The 20,240-nt window shown below is 70.3% G+C and carries 20 protein-coding genes and 1 tRNA gene; 15 read left to right on the forward strand and 6 right to left on the reverse strand.

What is annotated here, in order from left to right; translation table 11 throughout:
• Positions 1 to 9: 9 nt before the first annotated feature.
• The 7 genes from ACWD5F_RS24865 to ACWD5F_RS24895 are packed head-to-tail and all read left to right on the forward strand — an operon-like array spanning position 10 to position 5,885.
• Positions 10 to 930: a VOC family protein gene (locus ACWD5F_RS24865; protein ID WP_451257417.1), complete on the forward strand. Its 921-nt coding sequence runs from the start codon at positions 10 to 12 to the stop codon at positions 928 to 930.
• A 20-nt stretch (positions 931 to 950) separates the two neighbouring features.
• Positions 951 to 2,399: an NAD-dependent succinate-semialdehyde dehydrogenase gene (locus tag ACWD5F_RS24870; protein ID WP_451257419.1), complete on the forward strand. Its 1,449-nt coding sequence runs from the start codon at positions 951 to 953 to the stop codon at positions 2,397 to 2,399.
• Entirely contained in the window at positions 2,396 to 3,214 is an 819-nt protein-coding gene (locus ACWD5F_RS24875; protein ID WP_451257421.1) for a fumarylacetoacetate hydrolase family protein, read from the forward strand. The genes ACWD5F_RS24870 and ACWD5F_RS24875 overlap by 4 nt, the downstream gene beginning before the upstream one ends.
• Positions 3,211 to 3,582, forward strand: a complete 372-nt coding sequence (locus tag ACWD5F_RS24880) for a VOC family protein (protein WP_451257423.1) — start codon at positions 3,211 to 3,213, stop codon at positions 3,580 to 3,582. Before ACWD5F_RS24875 ends, ACWD5F_RS24880 begins: the two co-directional genes overlap by 4 nt.
• Before the next feature lie 26 nt (positions 3,583 to 3,608).
• On the forward strand, positions 3,609 to 4,412 hold the full coding sequence (locus tag ACWD5F_RS24885; RefSeq protein ID WP_451257425.1) for an alpha/beta fold hydrolase: 804 nt from the start codon (positions 3,609 to 3,611) through the stop codon (positions 4,410 to 4,412).
• Positions 4,409 to 4,894, forward strand: coding sequence for a GlcG/HbpS family heme-binding protein (locus ACWD5F_RS24890; protein WP_451257427.1), 486 nt, complete (start codon positions 4,409 to 4,411; stop codon positions 4,892 to 4,894). The genes ACWD5F_RS24885 and ACWD5F_RS24890 overlap by 4 nt, the downstream gene beginning before the upstream one ends.
• 4 nt (positions 4,895 to 4,898) lie before the next feature.
• Entirely contained in the window at positions 4,899 to 5,885 is a 987-nt protein-coding gene (locus tag ACWD5F_RS24895) for a methionine synthase II (cobalamin-independent)-like protein (RefSeq protein ID WP_451257428.1), read from the forward strand.
• Positions 5,886 to 5,965: 80 nt separating this feature from the next.
• Here ACWD5F_RS24895 and ACWD5F_RS24900 read toward each other — a convergent pair whose 3' ends face one another.
• Entirely contained in the window at positions 5,966 to 6,244 is a 279-nt protein-coding gene (locus ACWD5F_RS24900; RefSeq protein ID WP_451257430.1) for a putative quinol monooxygenase, read from the reverse strand.
• Positions 6,245 to 6,398: 154 nt separating this feature from the next.
• Here ACWD5F_RS24900 and ACWD5F_RS24905 point away from each other — a divergent pair, with 154 nt between their 5' ends.
• From ACWD5F_RS24905 to ACWD5F_RS24925, 5 genes are all read left to right on the forward strand, one after another.
• Positions 6,399 to 7,865, forward strand: coding sequence for an aldehyde dehydrogenase family protein (locus ACWD5F_RS24905; RefSeq protein WP_451257432.1), 1,467 nt, complete (start codon positions 6,399 to 6,401; stop codon positions 7,863 to 7,865).
• Positions 7,858 to 9,066, forward strand: coding sequence for an L-2-hydroxyglutarate oxidase (lhgO, locus tag ACWD5F_RS24910; RefSeq protein WP_451257434.1), 1,209 nt, complete (start codon positions 7,858 to 7,860; stop codon positions 9,064 to 9,066). Before ACWD5F_RS24905 ends, lhgO begins: the two co-directional genes overlap by 8 nt.
• Before the next feature lie 130 nt (positions 9,067 to 9,196).
• Positions 9,197 to 10,057, forward strand: coding sequence for an amidohydrolase family protein (locus ACWD5F_RS24915; protein ID WP_401711784.1), 861 nt, complete (start codon positions 9,197 to 9,199; stop codon positions 10,055 to 10,057).
• Between the two features lie 13 nt (positions 10,058 to 10,070).
• Positions 10,071 to 11,801, forward strand: a complete 1,731-nt coding sequence (locus ACWD5F_RS24920; RefSeq protein ID WP_451257436.1) for a thiamine pyrophosphate-dependent enzyme — start codon at positions 10,071 to 10,073, stop codon at positions 11,799 to 11,801.
• A 48-nt stretch (positions 11,802 to 11,849) separates the two neighbouring features.
• Positions 11,850 to 12,911 carry an Ldh family oxidoreductase gene (locus ACWD5F_RS24925; protein ID WP_451257438.1) on the forward strand — a complete coding sequence of 354 codons (1,062 nt, stop codon included), beginning with the start codon at positions 11,850 to 11,852 and terminating at the stop codon, positions 12,909 to 12,911.
• Between the two features lie 60 nt (positions 12,912 to 12,971).
• On the opposite strand, the gene ACWD5F_RS24930 is transcribed toward ACWD5F_RS24925, so the two are convergent.
• Together ACWD5F_RS24930 and ACWD5F_RS24935 are read right to left on the reverse strand one after the other, a co-directional pair.
• Positions 12,972 to 13,907, reverse strand: coding sequence for an alpha/beta hydrolase (locus ACWD5F_RS24930; protein WP_451257440.1), 936 nt, complete (start codon positions 13,905 to 13,907; stop codon positions 12,972 to 12,974).
• Positions 13,908 to 13,920: 13 nt separating this feature from the next.
• Positions 13,921 to 14,523 carry a TetR/AcrR family transcriptional regulator gene (locus tag ACWD5F_RS24935; protein WP_451257442.1) on the reverse strand — a complete coding sequence of 201 codons (603 nt, stop codon included), beginning with the start codon at positions 14,521 to 14,523 and terminating at the stop codon, positions 13,921 to 13,923.
• A gap of 214 nt (positions 14,524 to 14,737) precedes the next feature.
• Here ACWD5F_RS24935 and ACWD5F_RS24940 point away from each other — a divergent pair, with 214 nt between their 5' ends.
• Positions 14,738 to 16,219, forward strand: a complete 1,482-nt coding sequence (locus ACWD5F_RS24940; RefSeq protein ID WP_451257444.1) for an MFS transporter — start codon at positions 14,738 to 14,740, stop codon at positions 16,217 to 16,219.
• Positions 16,220 to 16,245: 26 nt separating this feature from the next.
• Here the strand turns inward: ACWD5F_RS24940 and ACWD5F_RS24945 are convergent, their stop codons facing one another.
• Complete coding sequence (locus ACWD5F_RS24945; RefSeq protein WP_451257446.1) at positions 16,246 to 16,728, reverse strand: excalibur calcium-binding domain-containing protein; 483 nt, start codon at positions 16,726 to 16,728, stop codon at positions 16,246 to 16,248.
• 165 nt (positions 16,729 to 16,893) lie between these two features.
• Between ACWD5F_RS24945 and ACWD5F_RS24950 the strand changes: the two genes are divergently transcribed.
• Both ACWD5F_RS24950 and ACWD5F_RS24955 read left to right on the forward strand, forming a co-directional pair.
• Positions 16,894 to 16,967, forward strand: a tRNA-Pro gene (locus tag ACWD5F_RS24950).
• Between the two features lie 347 nt (positions 16,968 to 17,314).
• On the forward strand, positions 17,315 to 18,607 hold the full coding sequence (locus ACWD5F_RS24955; protein WP_451257448.1) for an MFS transporter: 1,293 nt from the start codon (positions 17,315 to 17,317) through the stop codon (positions 18,605 to 18,607).
• A gap of 40 nt (positions 18,608 to 18,647) precedes the next feature.
• On the opposite strand, the gene ACWD5F_RS24960 is transcribed toward ACWD5F_RS24955, so the two are convergent.
• Together ACWD5F_RS24960 and ACWD5F_RS24965 are read right to left on the reverse strand one after the other, a co-directional pair.
• A complete protein-coding gene (locus tag ACWD5F_RS24960) occupies positions 18,648 to 19,610 on the reverse strand; it encodes an SDR family NAD(P)-dependent oxidoreductase (protein WP_451257450.1) in 963 nt (320 codons plus the stop codon).
• Positions 19,611 to 19,663: 53 nt separating this feature from the next.
• Positions 19,664 to 20,203, reverse strand: coding sequence for a TetR/AcrR family transcriptional regulator (locus ACWD5F_RS24965; RefSeq protein ID WP_451257451.1), 540 nt, complete (start codon positions 20,201 to 20,203; stop codon positions 19,664 to 19,666).
• Positions 20,204 to 20,240 lie beyond the last annotated feature (37 nt).

The following is a 20,240-nucleotide window of genomic DNA, read 5'->3' on the forward strand; positions in this document are numbered from 1 at the left end:
GAGGAATCCATGGGAATCCAGAGAATCGAATCGATCATCTACGGCATCGACGATCTCGACGAATGCGCCCGTTTCTTCGACGACTTCGGGCTCTTCCTCCTTGAACGGACCGACGAACACGCCGTCTTCGAAACGCTCACCGGTCAGACCCTCCACCTGGACACCGCCCTCGGACCGCCGCTGCCGTCGCCGGTCGAGGACGGGCCCACACTGCGCGAGGTGGTGTGGGGCGTCGACACGCAGGAGGAGCTGGAGCGGTTGGTGGCCGTCGTGGCCAAGGACCGCGAGGTCCGCGAGAGCGTCGACGGTGTCCACCACACCGTCGACGAGACCGGCTTCGGCGTCGGACTGACCCTGGCCCGCCCCAAGCCGGCACCGGTCACACCCCGGCCGGCCAACGCGCTCGGCAGCGTCAACCGCTGGAACACCGCCCTGACGGCCATCGAGCGGGTCCGCCCGCTGCGCATGTGCCACGTGGCGTTGAACATCCCCAAGTCCGGCAAGGAGGCGGCCGTCGCCTTCTACACCGAACTCCTCGGCTTCCGCCCGACCGACGTCGTCGAGCCCATGGGCGTCTTCATGCAGGCCCCGGGCGACGAGGACCAGCACACCATGCTGCTGTGCCACCGCCCCGACCGGGCCGGGATCAACCACATCGCCTACGAGGTCCCCGGCATCGACGACGTCGTCGAGGGCGGCAACCACATGATCGACAAGGGGTGGCGGGAGGCCCGTCGGCTCGGCCGGCACACCATCGGCTCCAACGTCTTCCGCTTCCTGCACGCGCCGTGCGGTGGCCGCGTGGAGTACGCCGCAGACATGGACCGGGTCGACGACACCTACGAGACCCGCGTCCACGAGACCACGCCGCCGCACCACATCTGGGCGCTGCGCACCAACCGCGACCAGGAAGCCCCTGACCGGTCCTGACCCTGAGAGGGCACCCACCCATGACCACCGACCACGGCTACCCCGCCGTCCGCATGTACATAGCGGGCGAGTGGTGCCAGGGCGGCACCGGACGTACCGCCCCGATCGTGAACCCGGCCACCGAAATGGTGATCGGCGACGTACCCCTCGCCACCCCCGCCGACCTCGACCGCGCCCTGGCAGCCGCCGACACGGGCTTCCGCACCTGGCGCGGTACGTCGATCGCCAAGCGCACCAAGATCCTGCACACCGCCGCCAATCTGCTCACCGAACGCGCCGCCGCAGTGGGCCGGATCATGACCCAGGAGCAGGGCAAACCCCTCGCGGAGGCCGCCGGTGAGGCCCGCCGGGTGGCCGACACCCTGCGCTGGCACATCGAGGACGCCCGCCGCGCGTACGGCCGCCTCATCCCGTCCGCCCCCGGCACCGTGCTCTCCGTGCGCCGCGAACCCGTCGGCCCCGTCGCCGCGTTTGTGCCGTGGAACTTCCCCGCGGGTGGCCCCATGCGGAAGATCTCCTCCGCGCTGACCGCAGGCTGCTCGATCGTCATCAAGGCCTCCGAGGAGACCCCGGCGACCGCCGCCGCCCTGGTCGCCTGCTTCGTGGACGCGGGTCTGCCGGCCGGCGTCCTCAACCTCGTCTTCGGCGAACCGGCGGACGTATCAGCCCAGTTGATCGCCTCGCCGGTCATCCGCCTGGTCGCCTTCACCGGCTCCGTCCCGGTCGGCAAACTTCTCGCCGCCGAGGCCGGCAAGGTCATGAAGCCCGCCCTGATGGAACTGGGCGGGCACGCGCCGGTGATCGTCTGCGCGGACGCCGACCCAGCGATGGCTGCCCGGCGCGCGGCCCAGGCCAAGTTCCTCAACGCCGGGCAGGTGTGCACCTCGCCGAGCCGGTTCCTGGTCCACGAGAGCCTGATCGACGACTTCACCGGCGAGTTCGTGACGGCCGCCGAGTCCGTGGTCGTCGGCGACGGCCTGGCCGAGGGCACCACCATGGGCCCGCTTGCCAACGAACGCCGGCTCACCGCGATGCAGCGCCTGACCGCCGACGCCGTCGCCCGCGGGGCCAAGGTGCTCACCGGCGGCGAACGGCTCGACCGCGCCGGGTACTTCTTCGCGCCGACCGTCCTCAGCGACGTACCGGCGGACGCGGAAGTGATGCACGAGGAGCCGTTCGGACCGCTCGCGCCCATCGTGCCGTTCACCGACCTCGACGAGGCCCTGAAGACCGCGAACGGACTGCCGTACGGCCTCGCCGCCTACGGATTCACCCGCAGCGCGGCCACCGCCGAACGGCTCTCCGCCGAGCTGGAGGCCGGCATCCTCTCCCTCAACCACTGCGGCGGCTCGGTCCACGAGGCGCCCTCCGGCGGGGTCAAGGAGAGCGGCTACGGACGGGAGGGCGGGCCCGAGGCCTTGGACTCCTACCTGGTCACCAAGCGCGTCTCCCACCTGCTGGTGCCATGAGGTACGCGCGGATCTCGGTCGACGGGCGGGCGGTCTGGGGCCGGGTGGGGGAGCGGGGCATCGAGCTGCTGGCCGGTTCTCCGTTCGAGTTGCCGTCCGGCTCAGCTCACGAGTCGCTGTCCGGCTCCTCGCTCGACGGCGCCCCGGACGTGATCGGCACCGTGCCGGTCGCGGAGGCCGTCTGGCTGCCGCCCGTCCTCCCGCCCGTCTTCTACGCCGTCGGCATGAACTACCCGCGGCACATCGCGCACACCGGCGTCGAGACCCCGAAGCGCCCCGAGGTCGGCTACCGGGCCAACAACGCGCTCACCGGCCACCGTTCACCCATCGTCAAGCCCGCCGAGGTCACCGGACGCTTCGAGGCCGAGCCCGAACTCGTCGCCGTCATCGGGCGAACGCTGCGGCGTGCCACCTACGAGGAGGCGCGCGAGTCGGTCTTCGGCTGGACCATCGGCAACGACGTCAGCGCTCGCACCTGGCAGCACCAGGACCGCACCTTCTGGCGCAGCAAGAACAGCGACACGTTCAAGCCCATGGGGCCCTGGATCGAGACCGACGTCGACGCCCTCGCCCAGACCACCACCTTGCGTGTGAACGGCGAGACGCGGGCCCAATTCCCCACCGGCGACATGGTGTTCGACCCCTTCGACCACCTCGTCGAGATCACCCGGCACACCACCGTGCACCCCGGTGACGTGCTGTGGATGGGCGCCGAGGCCACCTGCCAACTGGAGCCCGGGGACACCGTGGAGATCGGGATCAGCGGTATCGGCGTGCTCTCCAACCCCGTACACCTCGAAGGGAACGAGCCATGAGCAAGGAACCGCGCTACATCCACCACGTCAACTTCCCCACCACCGACCCCGACCGGACCGCCGAGTGGTACACCAAGGTCTTCGGGATGAAGCGGATCATGCCCAAGTCCAACACCCGTGTGGTGCTGATGACGCGAGGCAACTTCGACCTCCACTTCACGCCGGTCGAGGAGATGGAGCGCATGGCGCCCTATCACTTCGCCGTCGAGGTCGACGACTGGGACGACTTCCTCGACCACCTCAAGGACCTGGGCATCCGGCACACCCGCCCGATCCAACGCCCCGAGAACCAGTCCAGGTTCTGCTACATCCACGACCCCGACCACACCATGATCGAGCTGGTCCACCACGCCAAGCGCCCCAACTGAGCCTGCACGCACGGGAGTCCATCCTCATGCCTATCGCCGACTCAGACGGCACCTCCATCTACTACGAGCGCCACGGCAGCGGCCCGGCGATCCTGTTCGTGCACGGCAGCGGTGGTCATCACGCGGCCTGGTGGCAGCAAGTGGCTGCCCTGCGCGAGCAGTTCACGATCCTTACCGTGGACCTGCGCGGCTTCGGCAAGTCCGACTCGCCCACCCCTCCGCACTCGTCCAGGCCCGAGTTCGACGGCCAGGACTTCCCGGGTGACGTCGTCGCCGTCCTCGACGCCGAGGACATCACCGACGCCATGCTCGTCGGCCAGTCCATCGGCTCCGTCGCCGCCCTACGTGCCGGACTGCTGCGCCCCGAGCGCGTCTCCTCCGTCGTCCTAGGCCACTCCCTTGGCGGCATCAGCCACCCCGAGCTCAAGGAGCTGGCCGCCGCCGACCGCGCCGAGGCCGTGAAGCTGCTCGTCATCGACCGGCTGCTCACCCAGCCGTTCCAGCGGGAGCGCGCCGATCTGACCTTCCTCTTCCAGCAGATGGGCACCTTCAACGTCGCCCGGATGCAGGACCTGCGCAACCTCGACACCAACGGCCCGTCCCTGGAAGAGATCCAGGCCTCCGGCGTACAAGTCGCCTTCCTGGCAGGGGAGAAGGACGCGGTGCTCAGCGTGAAGACCGTGACCCGCGCCCACGAACTCCTTCCCGGCTCGCACCTGGAGATCGTCCCGGGCGCCCCGCACTCCATGTACTGGGAGGCGCCCGCGCAGTACAACGCGGCCGTCACTCACCTGCGCCGCACCCTCACCGCACCGAAGGAAGCCGCATGAGCAGCCTCACCCTGGACGCCGCCGAGGAGATCATCGACGCCGCCCACAAGTGCGCCCAGGCGATCGGGAAGGCGGTGAGCGTCGCCGTGGTGGACGCCGGCGGCTTCCCGATCGCGATCCGCCGCCCGGACGGCGCCCGCCCGCTCACCCCGGACATCGCCCGCGCCAAGGCCTACACCGCCGCGATCATGCAACGCCCTGGCACGATGCTCAAGAAGTGGCAGGAGAGCCAGCCGGTGTTTTTCTCCCAGCTGTCCCAACTCCCCGGCGCTTCCATGCCGATCATGGCCACCGAAGGCAGCCTCACCATCAAGAGGAACGGCGAGATCATCGGCGGTCTCGGCATCGCCGGCGGCACCGCGGACGAGGACCAGCGGATCGCCGAGGAGGTCCTCGAATCCCTCGGCTACGAGCTGGAGTTCGCGGCCTGGGGCACAGCGGGTACCGAGAGCAAGTCGGCCCCGTCCGGAAAGGACGCGTGACGTCATGGCGGACACCTTCAACTACCGCATCGACCACCACGGCAGCCTGGTCCGCCCCGGCGACCTCGCCGCGATCGGCGTGGAGCAGGCGGTCAAGGACGCCGTGACCTTCCAGCGCAAGCTGCGCTCCACGGTCGTCACCGACGGCGACTTCCCGCGAGAAGACTTCCGCAGCGCGGTACTTGACGGCGTGTCAGGCTTCAGCCGTACGAACGAGACGGACCCCGACGGCCTGGCCCACTGGGTCGCAGAGTCCCTCCCGAAGGCGGCCGGACCACTGCTCGCCGACTCGGCCGCCAAGCTCGCCGAACTGACGGTGATCGCCCCGAAGGCATCGCTGCCCTCTCCGGCATACCTGGCCGCCACGACCTACGAACCCGGCCTGGGCGTGTCCTCCGCCCGCGAGCTGGGGGAGGCCCTCGCGGAGATCATCCGGGCGGAGATCGAGCTGCTGGTAGCCAAGGGCGTACGCCTCATCCAGCTCAACAACCCGCTGCTCCTCGACCAGTTGGCAGGCGACCGGGGCGCGCTGTCCTTCGAGGACACGCTCGCCGTGGAGGCGTTGACGGTACGCATGGACGAGCGCCCCGAGGGCGTCCGCATAGGCGTCTGCCCAGGCTGGGCGGCACCGGCGGAGGCGGACCGAGCCCGCACCGAGAAGCTGTACGCCGAGATCCCGGCCGACCGCTGGATCCTCCCCTTCGACCAGGGCACCCAGGCCGAACTGGACCTGGTCAGGGCGCTCCCGGAGGACCGCGACTTCTGCCTGGGCGTCGTCGACGCGACCACGCCGGAGCTGGAAGACATCGACACGGTGATGGAACGGATCGATGCGGTAGGGGAGTTCAAGGACCTGGAGGACGGAGCGGTCTCTCCGTCCCGGGGCTTCGCGGATGTGGCAAGCCGGCCGCTGCTGACGGCAGAGGCCCAGCGCCAGAAGCTGGTCCTGGTCGAGACAATCGCCCGCTACTGCTGGGGCAACGAGTTCTAGAACGCCCTTAGGGGCGCGGGGAACTGCGCGACAAGCCACACACAACCCGCGCCCCACATCGCACACAAGCCAGGCAGACGCTAAAGCGCCTCGGCAAAGGTCACCGTTCGCTCAATAAGCAGCGGCCAAACAGTCTCCGCGATCAGCGTCCTGAAATGCGGCGCAGCCTTGTGCGCCTCGAACCCGGCCTCGTCGGCATACCGCTCGTAGAGCAGAAACCCGTCGGCCACCACATGAACCTCGTACGCCTCGTTCGCGGGCTCGGCCCTGGTCTCCTCGCGCATCTCCAGCAGGGCGTCACGCACCGCGGCCGCGTCCTCCGGCGCGCACTGGTACCGGGCGATGACTGCATAAGCCATGTCTTGTTCTCTCCTCTTCTCTCCTCGGCGATTCCGATCCTCCGACCCGCCGATTCCAACACGATTCCCCTGATGAGCGGCTCGCGCGGAGCGCAACCAATGCGTGCCGCCGCGGGACTGGTCCCCCTTTGCTCAGTGAGATGTGGTGAACCGCATGCGTACTCTCGAAACCCTCTCCGGAGGGGAGTGGATCACGACCGGCGACTGGATCGACGTCCACGACCCGGCCGACGTCCGCGCCCCCTTCGCCCGCGTGCCCGCCCTCGCCGCCAAGGACGTCACCAGGGCCTACGACCACGCCGAACGCGGGTTCGCCGTCTGGAAGCGCACGAGCCCCTTCGAGCGGGCCCGGATATTCACCGACGCGGCCCGCCTGATCCGAGAGCGGGTCGAGGAGATCGCCGCCGACGTCACCGCAGAGAACGGCAAGACCCGCGCGGAGGCGACCGGAGAAACCCTGAAAGCAGCCGACTTCCTGGAGTATTACGCCGCCCTCGCCCGGCAGGGCTACGGCACGCTCCTGCACGACGCACGGCCGGACCACCGTACGCACACCCAGCGCGAACCCATCGGCGTGATCCTCGTGATCAGCCCTTGGAACGACCCGCTGATCACCCCGGCCCGCAAGCTCGCCCCGCTGCTCGCCACCGGCAACGCGGCCGTGTTCAAGCCGGCCACCGAAACCCCGGTGTCCGCCCTGCACTTCGCCCGCGCCCTGCACGACGCGGGCCTGCCGGCAGGCGTCTTGAACGTGGTGACCGGGCGCACGGCGGAGATCGAGGAGGCCCTCCTCGACGACCAACGCATCGTCGGCATCACTTTCACCGGCTCCAACGCCGTAGGCCACCGCATCCGCCGCCGCCTCGCCGACCGCAACGTCCGCTTCCAGGGCGAACTCGGCGGCAAGAACGCCTCCGTCGTCCTGCGCGACGCCGACCTGCCGACCGCCGCGAAGGCCGTCGTCGCCGCCTCCTTCGGCCAGGCCGGACAGCGCTGCACCGCCACCAGCCGGGTGATCGTCGAGCAGCCGGTGTACGAGGAGTTCGCGCGGTTGCTGGTCGCCGAGGTCGAGACGCTCACCGTCGGCCCCGGCAGCGACCCGGCGACCACCTTGTGCCCTCTCTCCAGCCCCAGGCAGCGCGACTCCGTCCTCGCCGACCTGGCCCGCGCACTCGACCAGGGCGCCACCGTCCTCACCGGCGGCCAGGCCGACACCAACGGCGAGCGCATGCACGGCTGTTACGTCCAGCCGACCGTACTCGCCGATGTCACCGCCGAGTTGGCGATCTGGCGCGAGGAGGTCTTCGGTCCCGTGCTTGTCCTGCGGGCCGTCGCCGACTTCGACGCGGCCGTCGAGGCGGTCAACGACTCCGACTTCGGGCTCGCCGCCGCCGTCTTCACCCGGGATCTGGGCCACGCGTACCGCTTCGTCGACGCGGCCGAGTGCGGGCAGGTCGCGGTCAACTCCACGACCACCGGCTGGGACGTCCATCTGCCCTTCGGCGGGTTCCACGACTCCGGTACGGCGTACAAGGAGCAGGGCGACGAGGTGCTCCGCTTCTCCACCCGGGTCAAGACGGTCGCCGTCAACCTCGGTGATCCGGAGCAGAGTTGTGGCTGACGAGACCGTCGGAGTCGTCGGCGCCGGCATCGTGGGGCTGGCCACCGCCCGCGAGATCGCGCTGCGTCGTCCCGGTACCCGGGTCGTCGTCTTCGAGAAGGAGCCGGCGGTCTCCCGCCACCAGACCGGCCACAACTCCGGTGTCGTGCACGCCGGTCTCTACTACACGCCCGGCAGCCTCAAGGCCGACCTGTGCGTCCGGGGCGTGGCCCTGCTGCGCGAGTACTGCCGGCGGCGCCAACTCCCGTACCGCGAGACCGGCAAGCTGGTCGTGGCCGTCCGCGAGGACGAACTCGGCCGGATGAACGCCCTCTTCGAGCGGGCCCGCAACAACCACGTGCCCGACCTGCGCAAGCTCTCCCGCGAGGAGATCCGCGAGATCGAACCGCACGCCGGCGGAATCGCCGCCCTGCACTCCCCGCGCACCGCGATCACCGACTACCCGGCCGTCGCCCGCGCCTTCGCCAAGGATGTCGTCGACTCCGGCGGCGAGGTGAAGCTGGGTTTCCAGGTCGGCTCGCTCCGTGACGTGCCCGGCGGCATCGAAGTGGGGTCGCGGCAGGAACGTATCCGCGTGGATCGGTTGATCCTCTGCGCGGGCCTCTGGTCCGACTCGGTCGCGCGGCTCGCCAAGGACACGAAGGAACCGCGGATCATCCCGTTCCGGGGCGAGTACATGCTGCTCAGGCCGGAGCGTACGAACCTGGTGCGCGGCCTCATCTACCCGGTACCGGACCCGCGTTACCCCTTCCTCGGCGTCCACTTCACGCCTCGCGTGGACGGTTCCGTGGAGGTCGGGCCCAACGCGGTGCTGGCCCTCGCGAGGGAGGGCTACACGCGGACGAGGATCTCACCGAGGGACCTGCTGGGCCTCGCCGCCTACCCCGGCACCTGGAAGATGGCGGCCCAGCACTGGCGTACCGGAATCAAGGAGTACCGCGGCTCCTTCTCCACGGCGGCCTTCATGAGGGACGCCGGGCTGTACGTCCCCGGAGTCGGCGTCCGTGACGTCGTGCGCGGCGGCGCGGGTGTGCGGGCCCAGGCCCTGGACCGGGACGGCACCTTGGTGGACGACTTCCGCATCCATCGCGCCGGGCGCGTCACCGCCGTACGCAACGCGCCCTCGCCGGCCGCCACCGCGTCGATGGCGATCGCCGAACACATCGTGCGCGCGGTCTTCGAAGATGCCTCCGCAAACTGAAAATGCCCTGCGTGCGGCGCACTTTCACGCAACAACTGCTTGCGCTCCAGGGGACTCCGCAAGGCCGCGGGACCCGCCTAGCGTTCCCTCCGTACCGCCCATCACCCCGTTCGACAGAAAGAGTTGAAGGATGTTCGTCGTCGACACCCAGATTCACATCTGGAAGGAAGAGACCCCGGACCGCCCCTGGGTCCCCGGCGCCCGGGAGCGCATCCGTCTCAACGGCCACCGGGAGGACCCCTTCTCCTACGAGGAGGCCCTGGAGCTGATGGACGAGGCGGGCGTCAACCGTGCGCTGATCCTGCCGCCGTCCTGGGAGGGCGACCGCATCGACTACGCCCTGGAGGCGTGCGAGGCGCATCCCGACCGCTTCGGCATCATGGCCCGCATCCCGCAGAACAAGCCCGAAGAGGGCACGGCGATGCTCAAGGACTTCGCCCGGAACCCGCATGTGAAGGGCACGCGTCTGACCTTCCACCGGCCGCAGGACCGCAACTGGATGATCGACGGCACCAACGACTGGTACTGGCCGGTCGCCGCCGAGTTGGGCATCCCGACCATGGTCCACGCCCCGATCTGGAAGCGGGAGCTGGGCGAAATCGCCGACAAGCACCCCGAGTTGAAGATCATCATCGACCACATGGGCATCATGGCCCGCTGCGTGGACGACGCGATCGGCTACTGGGTCTCGGAGACCGCCGACCTGGCCGCCCACCCGAACATCTACGTCAAGGTGTCGGCGCTGCCGGGCTACTCCACCCAGCCCTTCCCGAACAACAACATCCAGAAGTACGTCCGCGAGATGGTCGACAGGATGGGACCGCAGCGCTGCTTCTACGGGACTGACATCACCCGCCTGCTCGGCCACGGCATCACCTACACCGACACGATCGAGCAGTTCACCAAGCACTGGGACTTCACGCCCGAGGAGCTTGAATGGATCATGGGCCGCGGTATCTCCGAGGTCCTGAACTGGCCGATCGAGGGCTGAGGAAGCACCAGAGATGACGGACTACCCGCACAACCCGGGCGTCGACGGCGGTGACGCCGTCGTCTCCGCCCTGAACGCCGTCGGCGCCGAGTACCTCTTCTGCTCGTCGGGATCCGAGTGGGCCCCCGTGTGGGAGGCGCTGGCCCGCCGGCACCGCGACGGCGAACCCGCCCCGGAGTACCTCGACCTGACCCACGAGACCGTCGCCGTCGGCATGGCCACCGGCTTCGGCCTGCTCAGGCGGCGCCCCCAGGGCGTCCTGCTGCACGCGGCCCCGGGTCTGCTCCAGGGCTCCATGGCCGTGCACGGCGCGCTCCTCGCCGGCGTCCCGATGGTGGTCGCCTCCTCGGAGTCCACCACGTACGGCGACGCCCCCGGCCATGATCCGGGCGGCCAGTGGTACCGCAATCTGTCCGTCGTGGGCGGCCCGCACGGCATCGCGCAGCCCTTCACCAAGTGGTCCAACGAGGCCGCGAGCGTCCACACCCTGCCCACCATGATCACCCGGGCGGCGGAGCTGGCCTGGCGGGCGCCGGCGGGACCGGCGTACCTCAACATCCCGCTGGAGATCCTTCTGGAGGAGTGGGACGGCCGCGCGGCCAAGCCGATCGTCGCGCCGGGCTCCACGCACAGCTCGCCCGAAGAGGTCGACTCCGTCGGCCAGTTGATCCGTGAGGCCGCCAACCCCGTGATCGTCACGGAGACCGCAGGCCGGGAGGAAGGCGGCTTCGAGGCCCTGGTCGCCTTCGCCGAGGCCTGGCACATCCCGGTCGTCGAGCCCGACTCGGCGGTGTGCGGCAACTTCCCGCGCACCCACCCGCTGCACGCCGGCAGCGACATCGGACCGTGGATGGCGGAGGCGGACCTGATCCTCCTGGTCAACTGCCGCGCCCCCTTCTACCCGCCGTCCCGCCGCCCCGCCAAGGCGAAGGTCGTCGTCATCGACGAGGTGCCGCAGCGCCCGCACGTCGTCTACCAAGTCCTCTTCGCCGACCGCTACTTGGAAGGCAACGTCACCAACACCCTGCGCCAGCTGACGAAACGGGCGAAGGATCTCGACGAGGCGGCGATCGCCGTCCGCAGTACGGCGCAGGAGCAGCGGCACGCGGCCGAACTGGCCGCCGTCACCGACGCGGAGAGCCGGGCCGCTGACGCCGAGAGTCGGTCCGCCGACGCCGAGGGCATCGACCCGGTGCTCGTCGCCGCGACCCTGCGCACGCTCCTCGACGGCCGGGACGGCATCGTCGTCGACGAGACCATCACCCACAGCCGGATCGTCAAACGGCACCTGCGGACCGACACTCCCGACTCCTACTTCTACGTCCAAGGCGGCCTCGGCCAGGGCATCGCGGTCGCCCTCGGCGTCAAACTCGCCGCGCCGGAACGCCCGGTGGTGCTCACCATCGGCGACGGCGCCTTCACCTACAACCCGGTCATCCCGTCGTACGACGCCTCCAAGGCGTACGAACTCCCTTTGCTGATCGTGGTGTTCAACAACCGCGTGTACAAGTCGATGAACCTCAACCACCGACGGTTCTACCCGGACGGTGCTGCCGCCGAGACCGGCGAATGGCTCGGCACCGACCTGCGCCGGCTGCCCCGACTCGCGGGGTTCGCCGAGCCGTTCGGCATGCACACCGAGACCGTCGACACCACGGACGCGCTCGCGCCCGCGCTGGAGCGCGCCCTCAAGGCTGTGACCGGGGGCACCACCGCCGTCGTCGACGTGCTCGTCACCCGCTGATTCGGATCCGCTCATCCGCAACGCCTGATCCAGGAGGCACCCGCCACCATGTCCACCACACCGTCGAAGGTCCTGGTCCCCGCCGACGACCTGCGCACCTTCTCCGCGGCCCTCCTGGAGAAGGGCGGCCTCAGTCCCGAACACGCCCGCACCACCGCCGACGTGTTCGTCTGGGCCGCGCTGCGCGGAGTCGACTCCCACGGCATCGCCCGCGTCCCCGCCTACCTGGAGCTGCTCGCCAAGGGTGTCGCCAACGCGGACGCCGAAATCACCGTCGAGTCGACCACACCGGCCGCCTCCGTCCTCGACGCCGACCGCGCCCCTGGTCCGGTGGCCCTCAGCGCCGCCGCCGACGAGGCCGTACGGCGGGCCCGCGTGACCGGCATCGCCTCCGTCGGCGTCCGCCGCACCGTGCACACCGGCGCCATCGGCTACTACGTCTCCAGGATCGCCGAACAGGGCCTGGTCGGGATCGGGTTCGTGGCCGGCATGCCCAACATGGGCTACACCGGCGTCAAGGGCGCGGCCGTCGCCACCAGCCCGCTCGCCGTCGCGGTACCGGCCCGCGACCACGCCCCGCTGCTCCTCGACATGGCCACCGCGACCATCGCCCTCGGCAGGATCCGCCAGGCGAAGGCGAGCGGCGCGCCGTTGCCCGAGGGCGCGGCGGCCACGGAGGACGGCACCCCCACCACCGACCCTGAACTGGCGGTCATGCCCTTGCCGTTGGGCGGTGCGAAGGGCTCCGGCATGTCACTGGCCTTCGAGCTGCTGACCAGCGTCCTCGTGGGCGCGCCGATCTTCTCCGCCTTCCACTCGGACGACCCGGCCGGCCGCAAGCACCGCCAGAACGCCCTGCTCATCGCCCTCGACCCGGCCGCTTTCGGCGACCCCGACGCCTTCACAGCGAACGTCGACACCACTCTGGCCACGCTCAAGGACCTGCCGGTGGCGGAGGGCGCGGACGGTGTCCACTACCCCGGCGAACGCAGCGCGGCCGTGGCCGCCGAGCGGGGTGAGCGGGGCATCCCGGTGGCCCCGAAGGTGTGGCGCGACCTGACGGAACAGTCGGAGAGGTTGGGCGTGAGGCTGCCGAGGGTGATCGGCTAGTGCTTGGATCGGCGGTTCTCCCTACGCCCTTTTCTCTTAGGGGCGCGGGGAACTGCGGGATCAGCCGCTAGTCGCCTTCCGTATCTGACGGGCAATCAACTCATAGGTCTCGCGGGCCTTTTGATCGTCCTGGCCGTCATATCCGTGATCGGCCCCACCCACATCCCGGTACTCCACCAGTGCCCCCGCCAGCCGCAACCGATCCGCGTAGGCCTTGGCTTCGGCCTTGAGCAGATCGAACTCCGCGGTGATGACCACCGCCGGAGCGATGCCCGTCAAGTCCACCGTGTCGGACGGATGCGCGGGCGACACGAGCCGATCCCGACGCAGCTCGACGTCAGGGATGTACGCCGTGTCGAACACGTCGGTCATCCAGGGCCGCAGCACCGGCTTGTCGACGGCGGCCCGCTTGGACCTCGCCTCGGTCGTCAGATCCAGCGGCGGATAGTGCAGCACCTGCAACGCGATCGACGGCCCGCTCTCCTCCAACGCCTGCCGCGCCACGGCCGCCGCGAGCCCACCGCCGGCGCTCTGCCCACCGATGGTGAGACGCCCGCCGTCCCACCCGTGCTCCGGGCCGTGCTCGGCGACCCAGCGGACGACCTGGTAGGCCTGTCGCGGGGGAGCCGGGAACGGATGCTGCGGGGCGACGGCGTAGTCGACGTTGATCACCACCGCCCCCGCCTCGACGGCGAGGAACCGGCACAGCGGATCGTCGATCTCCGTCACGGACATCACGTATCCGCCGCCATGGAAGTTGACGTGCACCGGCGGGGGATCGTCGCCTTCGGTCGTCGGCAGGTACACCACGGCCCGCGCCGGCGCGACCGACGTCGGGATCGTCAACTCGGTGACCACACGCGGGTATTCGGGGAACCGTGCGTGCGACGCGGCAGCGGATCCGCGCCCGCCGGAGCGACGCTCGGCGGACAGGGTCGCGCGCTGCATCGCCTTCGCGACGAACGCGGCCACCGCCGGCCTGGCCAGGAAGGACATGCGGGCTCCGTTCTCAGTGGATCACGCGGACGCCGTCCAGGGCGATGGCCAGGACCCGGTCGCGCTGGGCGTCGTCCAGGAAGGTCGTGCCGGTGACGCCCGCGACCATCCGGATCAGATCGCCGAAGTCCATGTCCTTGCGCGCGACGCCGGCCGCCTGGGCGCGCTCGAAGAGCGGACCGCCCGCGGCGTACATGGAGTCGCGGCAGGCGTTGAGGATCTCCGACTCCCCGTCGAGGGCCTCCCGGATCGCCCGCTTGGTCACCATGTAGGCGGCGAACCGGGCGAGCCAGGACGTCAGGGCCTCCCAGGGCTCCTGGTCGGCGACCTGCCGGGCGACCCGCACCAGGTCGTTGACCTCGTCCGCGTACACGCTCTCGAAGAGATGGCGGCGGGTGGGGAAGTTCCGGTACAGGGTGCCGATGCCGACGCCCGCGCGGCGGGCGATGTCCTCCAGGGAGGCCTCCGCGCCGTTCTCGGCGAAGGCCTCGCGGGCCGCGACCAGCAGGGCGTCGTAGTTGCGGGCCGCGTCCTTACGGTGGGGCCGCTGGGACGCGACGATCTCGCTGACGGGGAACGTCAGGGCCTCGCTGGTGGGCGACGGCTGGGCGGTCACGGGTGCCTCCCGGGGTGGGACGGGTTGAACCGGAGGTGTGCCTCCGCTACAGTGGAGGGGTACCTCCACTTTACCAGTGTGGGTGGGCCCGGTGCGGATGCGTGCGGCCGCACGCCCGGCCGACGCGACTCCACCCCCGTATCTCCCATCTCTGCTCCCTCCTCTCTTCTTCTCTCCCTGTCTCCATCTCCCCTCGGTTCGGAGAGGCCTTTTCATGCCCCGCAAGTCCACCCGTCTCACCTTCGCGGTGCTCGCGACCGGTGCCGGCGTGTTCTCCATGCTGCAGTCGCTGATCGCGCCGGCCCTGCCGACCGTCCAGCACGCGCTGCACACCTCGCAGTCCACCGCGACCTGGGTGATGACGGCCTATCTGCTGTCCGCCTCCGTCTTCACGCCGATCCTCGGCCGGGTCGGCGACCTCATCGGCAAGAAGCGCACGCTGGTGTCCGTCCTGGTCGTCGTGGCGCTCGGCTGTCTGCTCGCCGCGCTCGCGCCGAACATCGGCGTGCTCATCGTCGCCCGGGTCGTCCAGGGCATCGGCGGCGCCCTGTTCCCGCTGTCGTTCGGCATCATCCGGGACGAGTTCGACGCCTCCCGGGTCAGCGGCAGCATCAGCAACCTGTCCGCCGTGATCGCCGCGGGCGGTGGCGTCGGCATCGTGGCGGCCGGCCCCATCGTGTCCGCGCTCAACTACCGCTGGCTGTTCTGGATCCCGGTCGGCGTCGTCGCGGTGACCACGCTCATCGCCCTGCGTTACGTGCCCGAGTCGCCCAACAGGGCGGAGGGCAAGGTGAATTGGCTCGGCGCCGGGCTGCTCTCGGCATGGCTGGTCGCCCTGCTGCTACCGCTCAGCCAGGCGAGCGTGTGGGGCTGGGGCTCGGGCCGGGTGATCGGCCTGTTCGCCGCGGCCGTCGTGCTGTTCGCGCTGTGGCTGCTGGCCGAGGCCCGCTCCCGGTCCCCGCTCATCGACCTGCGCGTGATGCGGCTGCCCGCGGTGTGGACCACCAACGCCGCCGCGCTGCTGTTCGGCGCGGGCATGTACTCGCTGTGGTCCTTCCTGCCGGGCTTCGTGCAGACCCCGTCCTCCGCCGGATACGGCTTCGGCGCGAGCGTCACGGCCTCCGGGCTGCTCATGCTCCCGATGCTGGTGGCGATGTTCGTCTCCGGCATCCTCAGCGGCCGGTTGGAACCGGCGGTGGGCGCCAAGTCGCTCCTCACCACCGGTGCCGCGCTCGGTGCGGTGGCCCTGGGCATGCTCGCCCTGTGGCACGACGCGCAGTGGCAAGTCGCCCTGGTCTCGGGCGTGTTCGGCCTCGGTATCGGACTCGCCTTCGCCTCGATGGCCAACCTCATCGTCGGCAGCGTCCCCGCCTCCCAGACCGGCGCGGCCACCGGCATGAACGCCAACATCCGCACCATCGGCGGCTCCATCGGCGCTGCGCTGACCAGCGTCCTGGTCACCGGCCACCTCCAGCCCTCGGGCCTGCCGTACGAGTCCGGCTACACCCACGGCTTCGCCCTGCTGGCGGTGCTGTGCCTGGCGGCGGCACTGGCGGCACTCCTGGTCCCGACGCGGGCCCGCGGATTCTCGGGTTCGCTCCGAGCGGCCACCGACGTGTCGACGGACCTGCCGAGCGACCGCTCGCAGACGGCGGAGCCGAACCCGGAGCCACTGGCCTCCGGCCCGCGAGGCTGACCCACTCCTACGTGGGGCCCACCCCGCTACTCACACCCCGTGCCGTCCCCGTCCCGATCGAGGTGCCGCCCGTATCCGGGGTCACCGACCCGGACGGGGGCGGCACCGGCCGCGCGGGCCGCGTCGCAGTTGGCGTAGTACACGTCCTGCCCGCCGGAATCGTCGCTCCCACCGGCGACTTCGGCGGGCTCGGCCGTGACCGTCGCCTTGACGGTCCGTGTCGCCCGGACGGTGACCGTGGCGGCCGGTTCGGGATCCGCGGATTCGGTGACCGTGGCGGTCGCCGTGGCGGTCGTCGTGACCGTGGCGGTGACCCGAGGCGCGGTCGACGCCGACGCCGGCTCCTTCCCGTCGTCGCTTCCATCGGCCAACAGGCCCACCAGGAAGGCGAATCCGACCGCCGGGACGACATAGCGCTTTCTCGCCCAGCGCGGCGCCGGACCGGCCGACGGTATGCCGGCCGGCGGGTTGGGCGGGATGGTGGGCGAAGTGTTGTACGGATTGGTCATTTTCGTACCCCCCTGCGTATTTCGCGTGAGGGGACGGTAGTGCTGCGCAGCATGCGGCAGGAGACGTTCCGTGGTGCAGTGACCGATCCGTGACCGTGCGGGGTGGCCGTGTGCATGCGGTAGGGTTTACCTGCGTGATCACACGTTTCGACGGGTGAGCCGCACCGGGACGTGGCGCAGCTTGGTAGCGCACTTGACTGGGGGTCAAGGGGTCGCAGGTTCAAATCCTGTCGTCCCGACGGTGTGAAGGGTCTTCACGGGCGAGAGCCTGTGAGGGCCCTTTTGCGTGGCGTCCGCACCATCCCCGGCATCCGGGACTGGATCATGCGGCAGTCGAGGTGAGGCCGCGCCGGTGACGCCCCCGGTGAGAGGGCCCTGTCGTGCCGGATGTCATGCCGGATGCCATGCCTGCGCGGCCATCTCCGATACAGATAACCGCCATCTCGAACCATCTCCGCCGAACGGGAAACAACCACTCCGCCCGCATGTTGGCAACACCGGACGGTGAACCAGAGCCGGTCGGTTCGATGCCGGCCGGCCGGTCCGCCGCCGACGGAATCCACCGTCAATGGATCGGAGTGTTGCGATGTTGTCGACGTCGGCCAAGGGTCCGCGCACGGATCCCGCGCCCGCCCCGAAGGACGGAGTCGCCCAGGCTCCGGACACCGTCCGCCGGTACGGCCGCGGTTTCTGGACGGTCGCCGCGGTGTTCGTGACGGCGATGGCGTTCTCCACCGTCCCCACCCCGCTGTATCCGCTGTACCAGGCCCGCGACGGGTTCTCCACGTTCACGGTGACCGTCGTGTTCGCCGTCTACGCCGTCGGTGTGCTGACGAGTCTGTTGCTCGCCGGGCACGTGTCTGACTGGCTGGGCCGCAAGAAGGTCCTGACCTCGGCGCTGGCGCTGGAACTGCTCGCCGCCGTGCTGTTCCTTTCCACCGCCTCGCTCCCGGTGCTGATCGTCGCCCGACTGGTCACCGGCCTCGGCGTGGGCATGCTGACGGCGACCGCGACGGCGTATCTGCACGAACTGCACGCCGCGCATCGGCCCGGAGCCTCGACGCGACGGTTCGAGATCGTGTCGACCGCGGCGAACATCGGCGGCCTCGGGGTGGGGCCCCTGGTCGCGGGCGCGCTCGCCGAGTACCTGGGGGCGCCGCTGCGGCTGCCGTACGCCGTCTTCGTCGTGCTGCTGCTGATCGGTGCGGTCGCCGTCGCCCTGACACCCGAGACGGTCCGGAAGCCTGCCGTGCGGCCGGCGTACCGGCCGCAGCGGGTCGGCGTGGCCCGCGGCGACCGCGGATACCTCGCCGCGGCGGCGGCCGGTTTCACTTCCATGGCCGTGTTCGGCCTGTTCACCTCGGTGGCGCCCGGCTTCGTCGCCGGCACTCTGCACCACCCGTCCCACGCGCTGGCGGGACTGGTCGTGTTCGCGGTGTTCGGTGCCGCCGCCGCGGCCCAGACGGGCACCGGCCGGCTCGGCGACCGGACGCGTTGGTACGTGGGACTCCTCGCCCAGGCCGCGGGGATGGCCGTACTCGCGATCGGCGTACACCTCGCGGGCCTGCCTGTGTTCCTGCTGGCCGGCGTTCTCGCCGGAGCGGGCGCGGGGGTGCTGTTCAAGTCGGCCGTCGGGCATGTGGCCGCGACGGCCGCCCCGGCCCAGCGCGGTGAGGCCCTCGCCGGGCTGTTCCTCGTCTCCTACCTCGGACTGGCCCTGCTGCCCGTCGGACTCGGCGTCGCCAGTCTCCACATGAGCCTGGGGAATGCGACGACGTGGTTCACCGCGGTGGTGCTGGCGTTGCTGGCCACCGTCGCCGTGGGGGCCCGGCACCACGGTCCGGCCGCGCCTGTTGAATCCACCTCGGAGCGTGCGTGATGACAGGACAGACGAAACCGGAAGCGCGAACGGCGACGCGTCAGACCGGGAAGGTCACTCCGGTCAGTTCCTCCGACGCCGCCCACAGGCCGCGCTGGAAGGACTCGTCGTGGGAGAGCCGGTTGGACCGCACCCGCACCGGATAACCCCTGAGCTCCCGGAGTCCGCGTGGGCCGTAGTACTCGCCGCCTCGCACGTCGGGGTCGGTCGCCGCGCGCAGGGTGGGCAGCGCACCGCGGTCCGCGGGCTGCGAGATCAGGGGGTTGAACGCCCTGACGAAGGTGCGTACGACGAACACCGAGTTGCGGATCAGTTCGGTGGACGCGAGGCCCGGGTGCGCGGCGACGGCGACGGTCGGAGACTTTTCCGCCAACCGGCGCTGGAGCTCGTAGGTGAACTGAAGGTTCGCCAGCTTCGACTGGCCGTACGCGCCCACCCGGCTGTAGGAACGGCGCTCCCACTGGAGGTCGTTGAGGTCGATGGCGGCCCGAAGGTCGTGGGCCAGGCTGCTGACCGTCACCACTCGGGAGCCCTCGACCGTCAGCATCCGGTCCAACAGCAGCCCGGTGAGGGCGAAATGGCCGAGGTGGTTGGTGCCCAGCTGGAGTTCGAACCCGTCATGGGTGGTGCTCTTGGGTGTGTACATCACCCCGGCGTTGTTGATCAGTAGGTCGATCCTCGGGAGCCTGGACCGTAGTTGGTCCGCCGCGGCGCGCACCGAGTCGAGCGAGGTGAGGTCGAGGTGCTGCACCGAGACGTCCGCGGAGGGAGCGGCGGCGGTGATCCGGCCGGCGGCCCGCTCGCCCTTGGCCGTGTCCCGTACCGCCAGCACCACCGCCGCACCGCGCGCGGCGAGGACCATGGCGGTCTCGAAACCGATCCCGGTGTTGGCGCCGGTGACCACGGCGACCCGGCCCCGCTGGTCGGGCACGTCCTCGGCGGTCCACTTGTCGACCACGATTCCTCCAGGATGATCGGCCGCGGTCATTTCCGGCGCCGCCATGACGCCGCTCCGGATCAGCAGTTGACCACGTCCACGCGGAGAACCAACAGGCCCTATCCGACGCCGTGCAGGAGCGAGGCCACCACGAGGTCGGCGGCCGGGCCGGGTTCGATGTCGACGAACACATGGGCCATGGTGTCGACCAGGTTGCTCAACAGCGCCGTCGCCCACCCGGGCGGCAGGTCCTGCCGGACCAACCCCTCGTCGGCCGCGCGCCGCAGGAACGCCTCCAGCCGCTCGCGCAGCGCCTCGGCCCGCTGCTCGGCCTCGGGGTCCTCCTGCATCATCCGCCGGATGTCCACCGGCCAGCGCCGGCTGACCGGGATGATCGACTCGACGTATCCGTGCAGCGCGATCGCGACCGGCGCCTTCTCCAGGCGGACCGCGTCCATGACCACCTCGGCGGCGTCGAGCTTCGCCGCGTAGACGGCGGACAGCAGGGCTTCCCTGCTCGCGAACCGGCGGTAGACCGTGCGCCGGTCCACCCCGGCCTCCGCCGCGATCGCGGCCATGGTCGTCGCCGGGTCCCGCGCGAGCAGCCGTGCCCCCGTCTGTAGGACCGAGTCCAGGTTGCGGGCCGCGTCGGCTCTCATCGCGGTGATCACCTTCCGTAGTTCCAGGGTGCTGTAG

The organism is Streptomyces sp. NPDC002499, assembly GCF_053595415.1.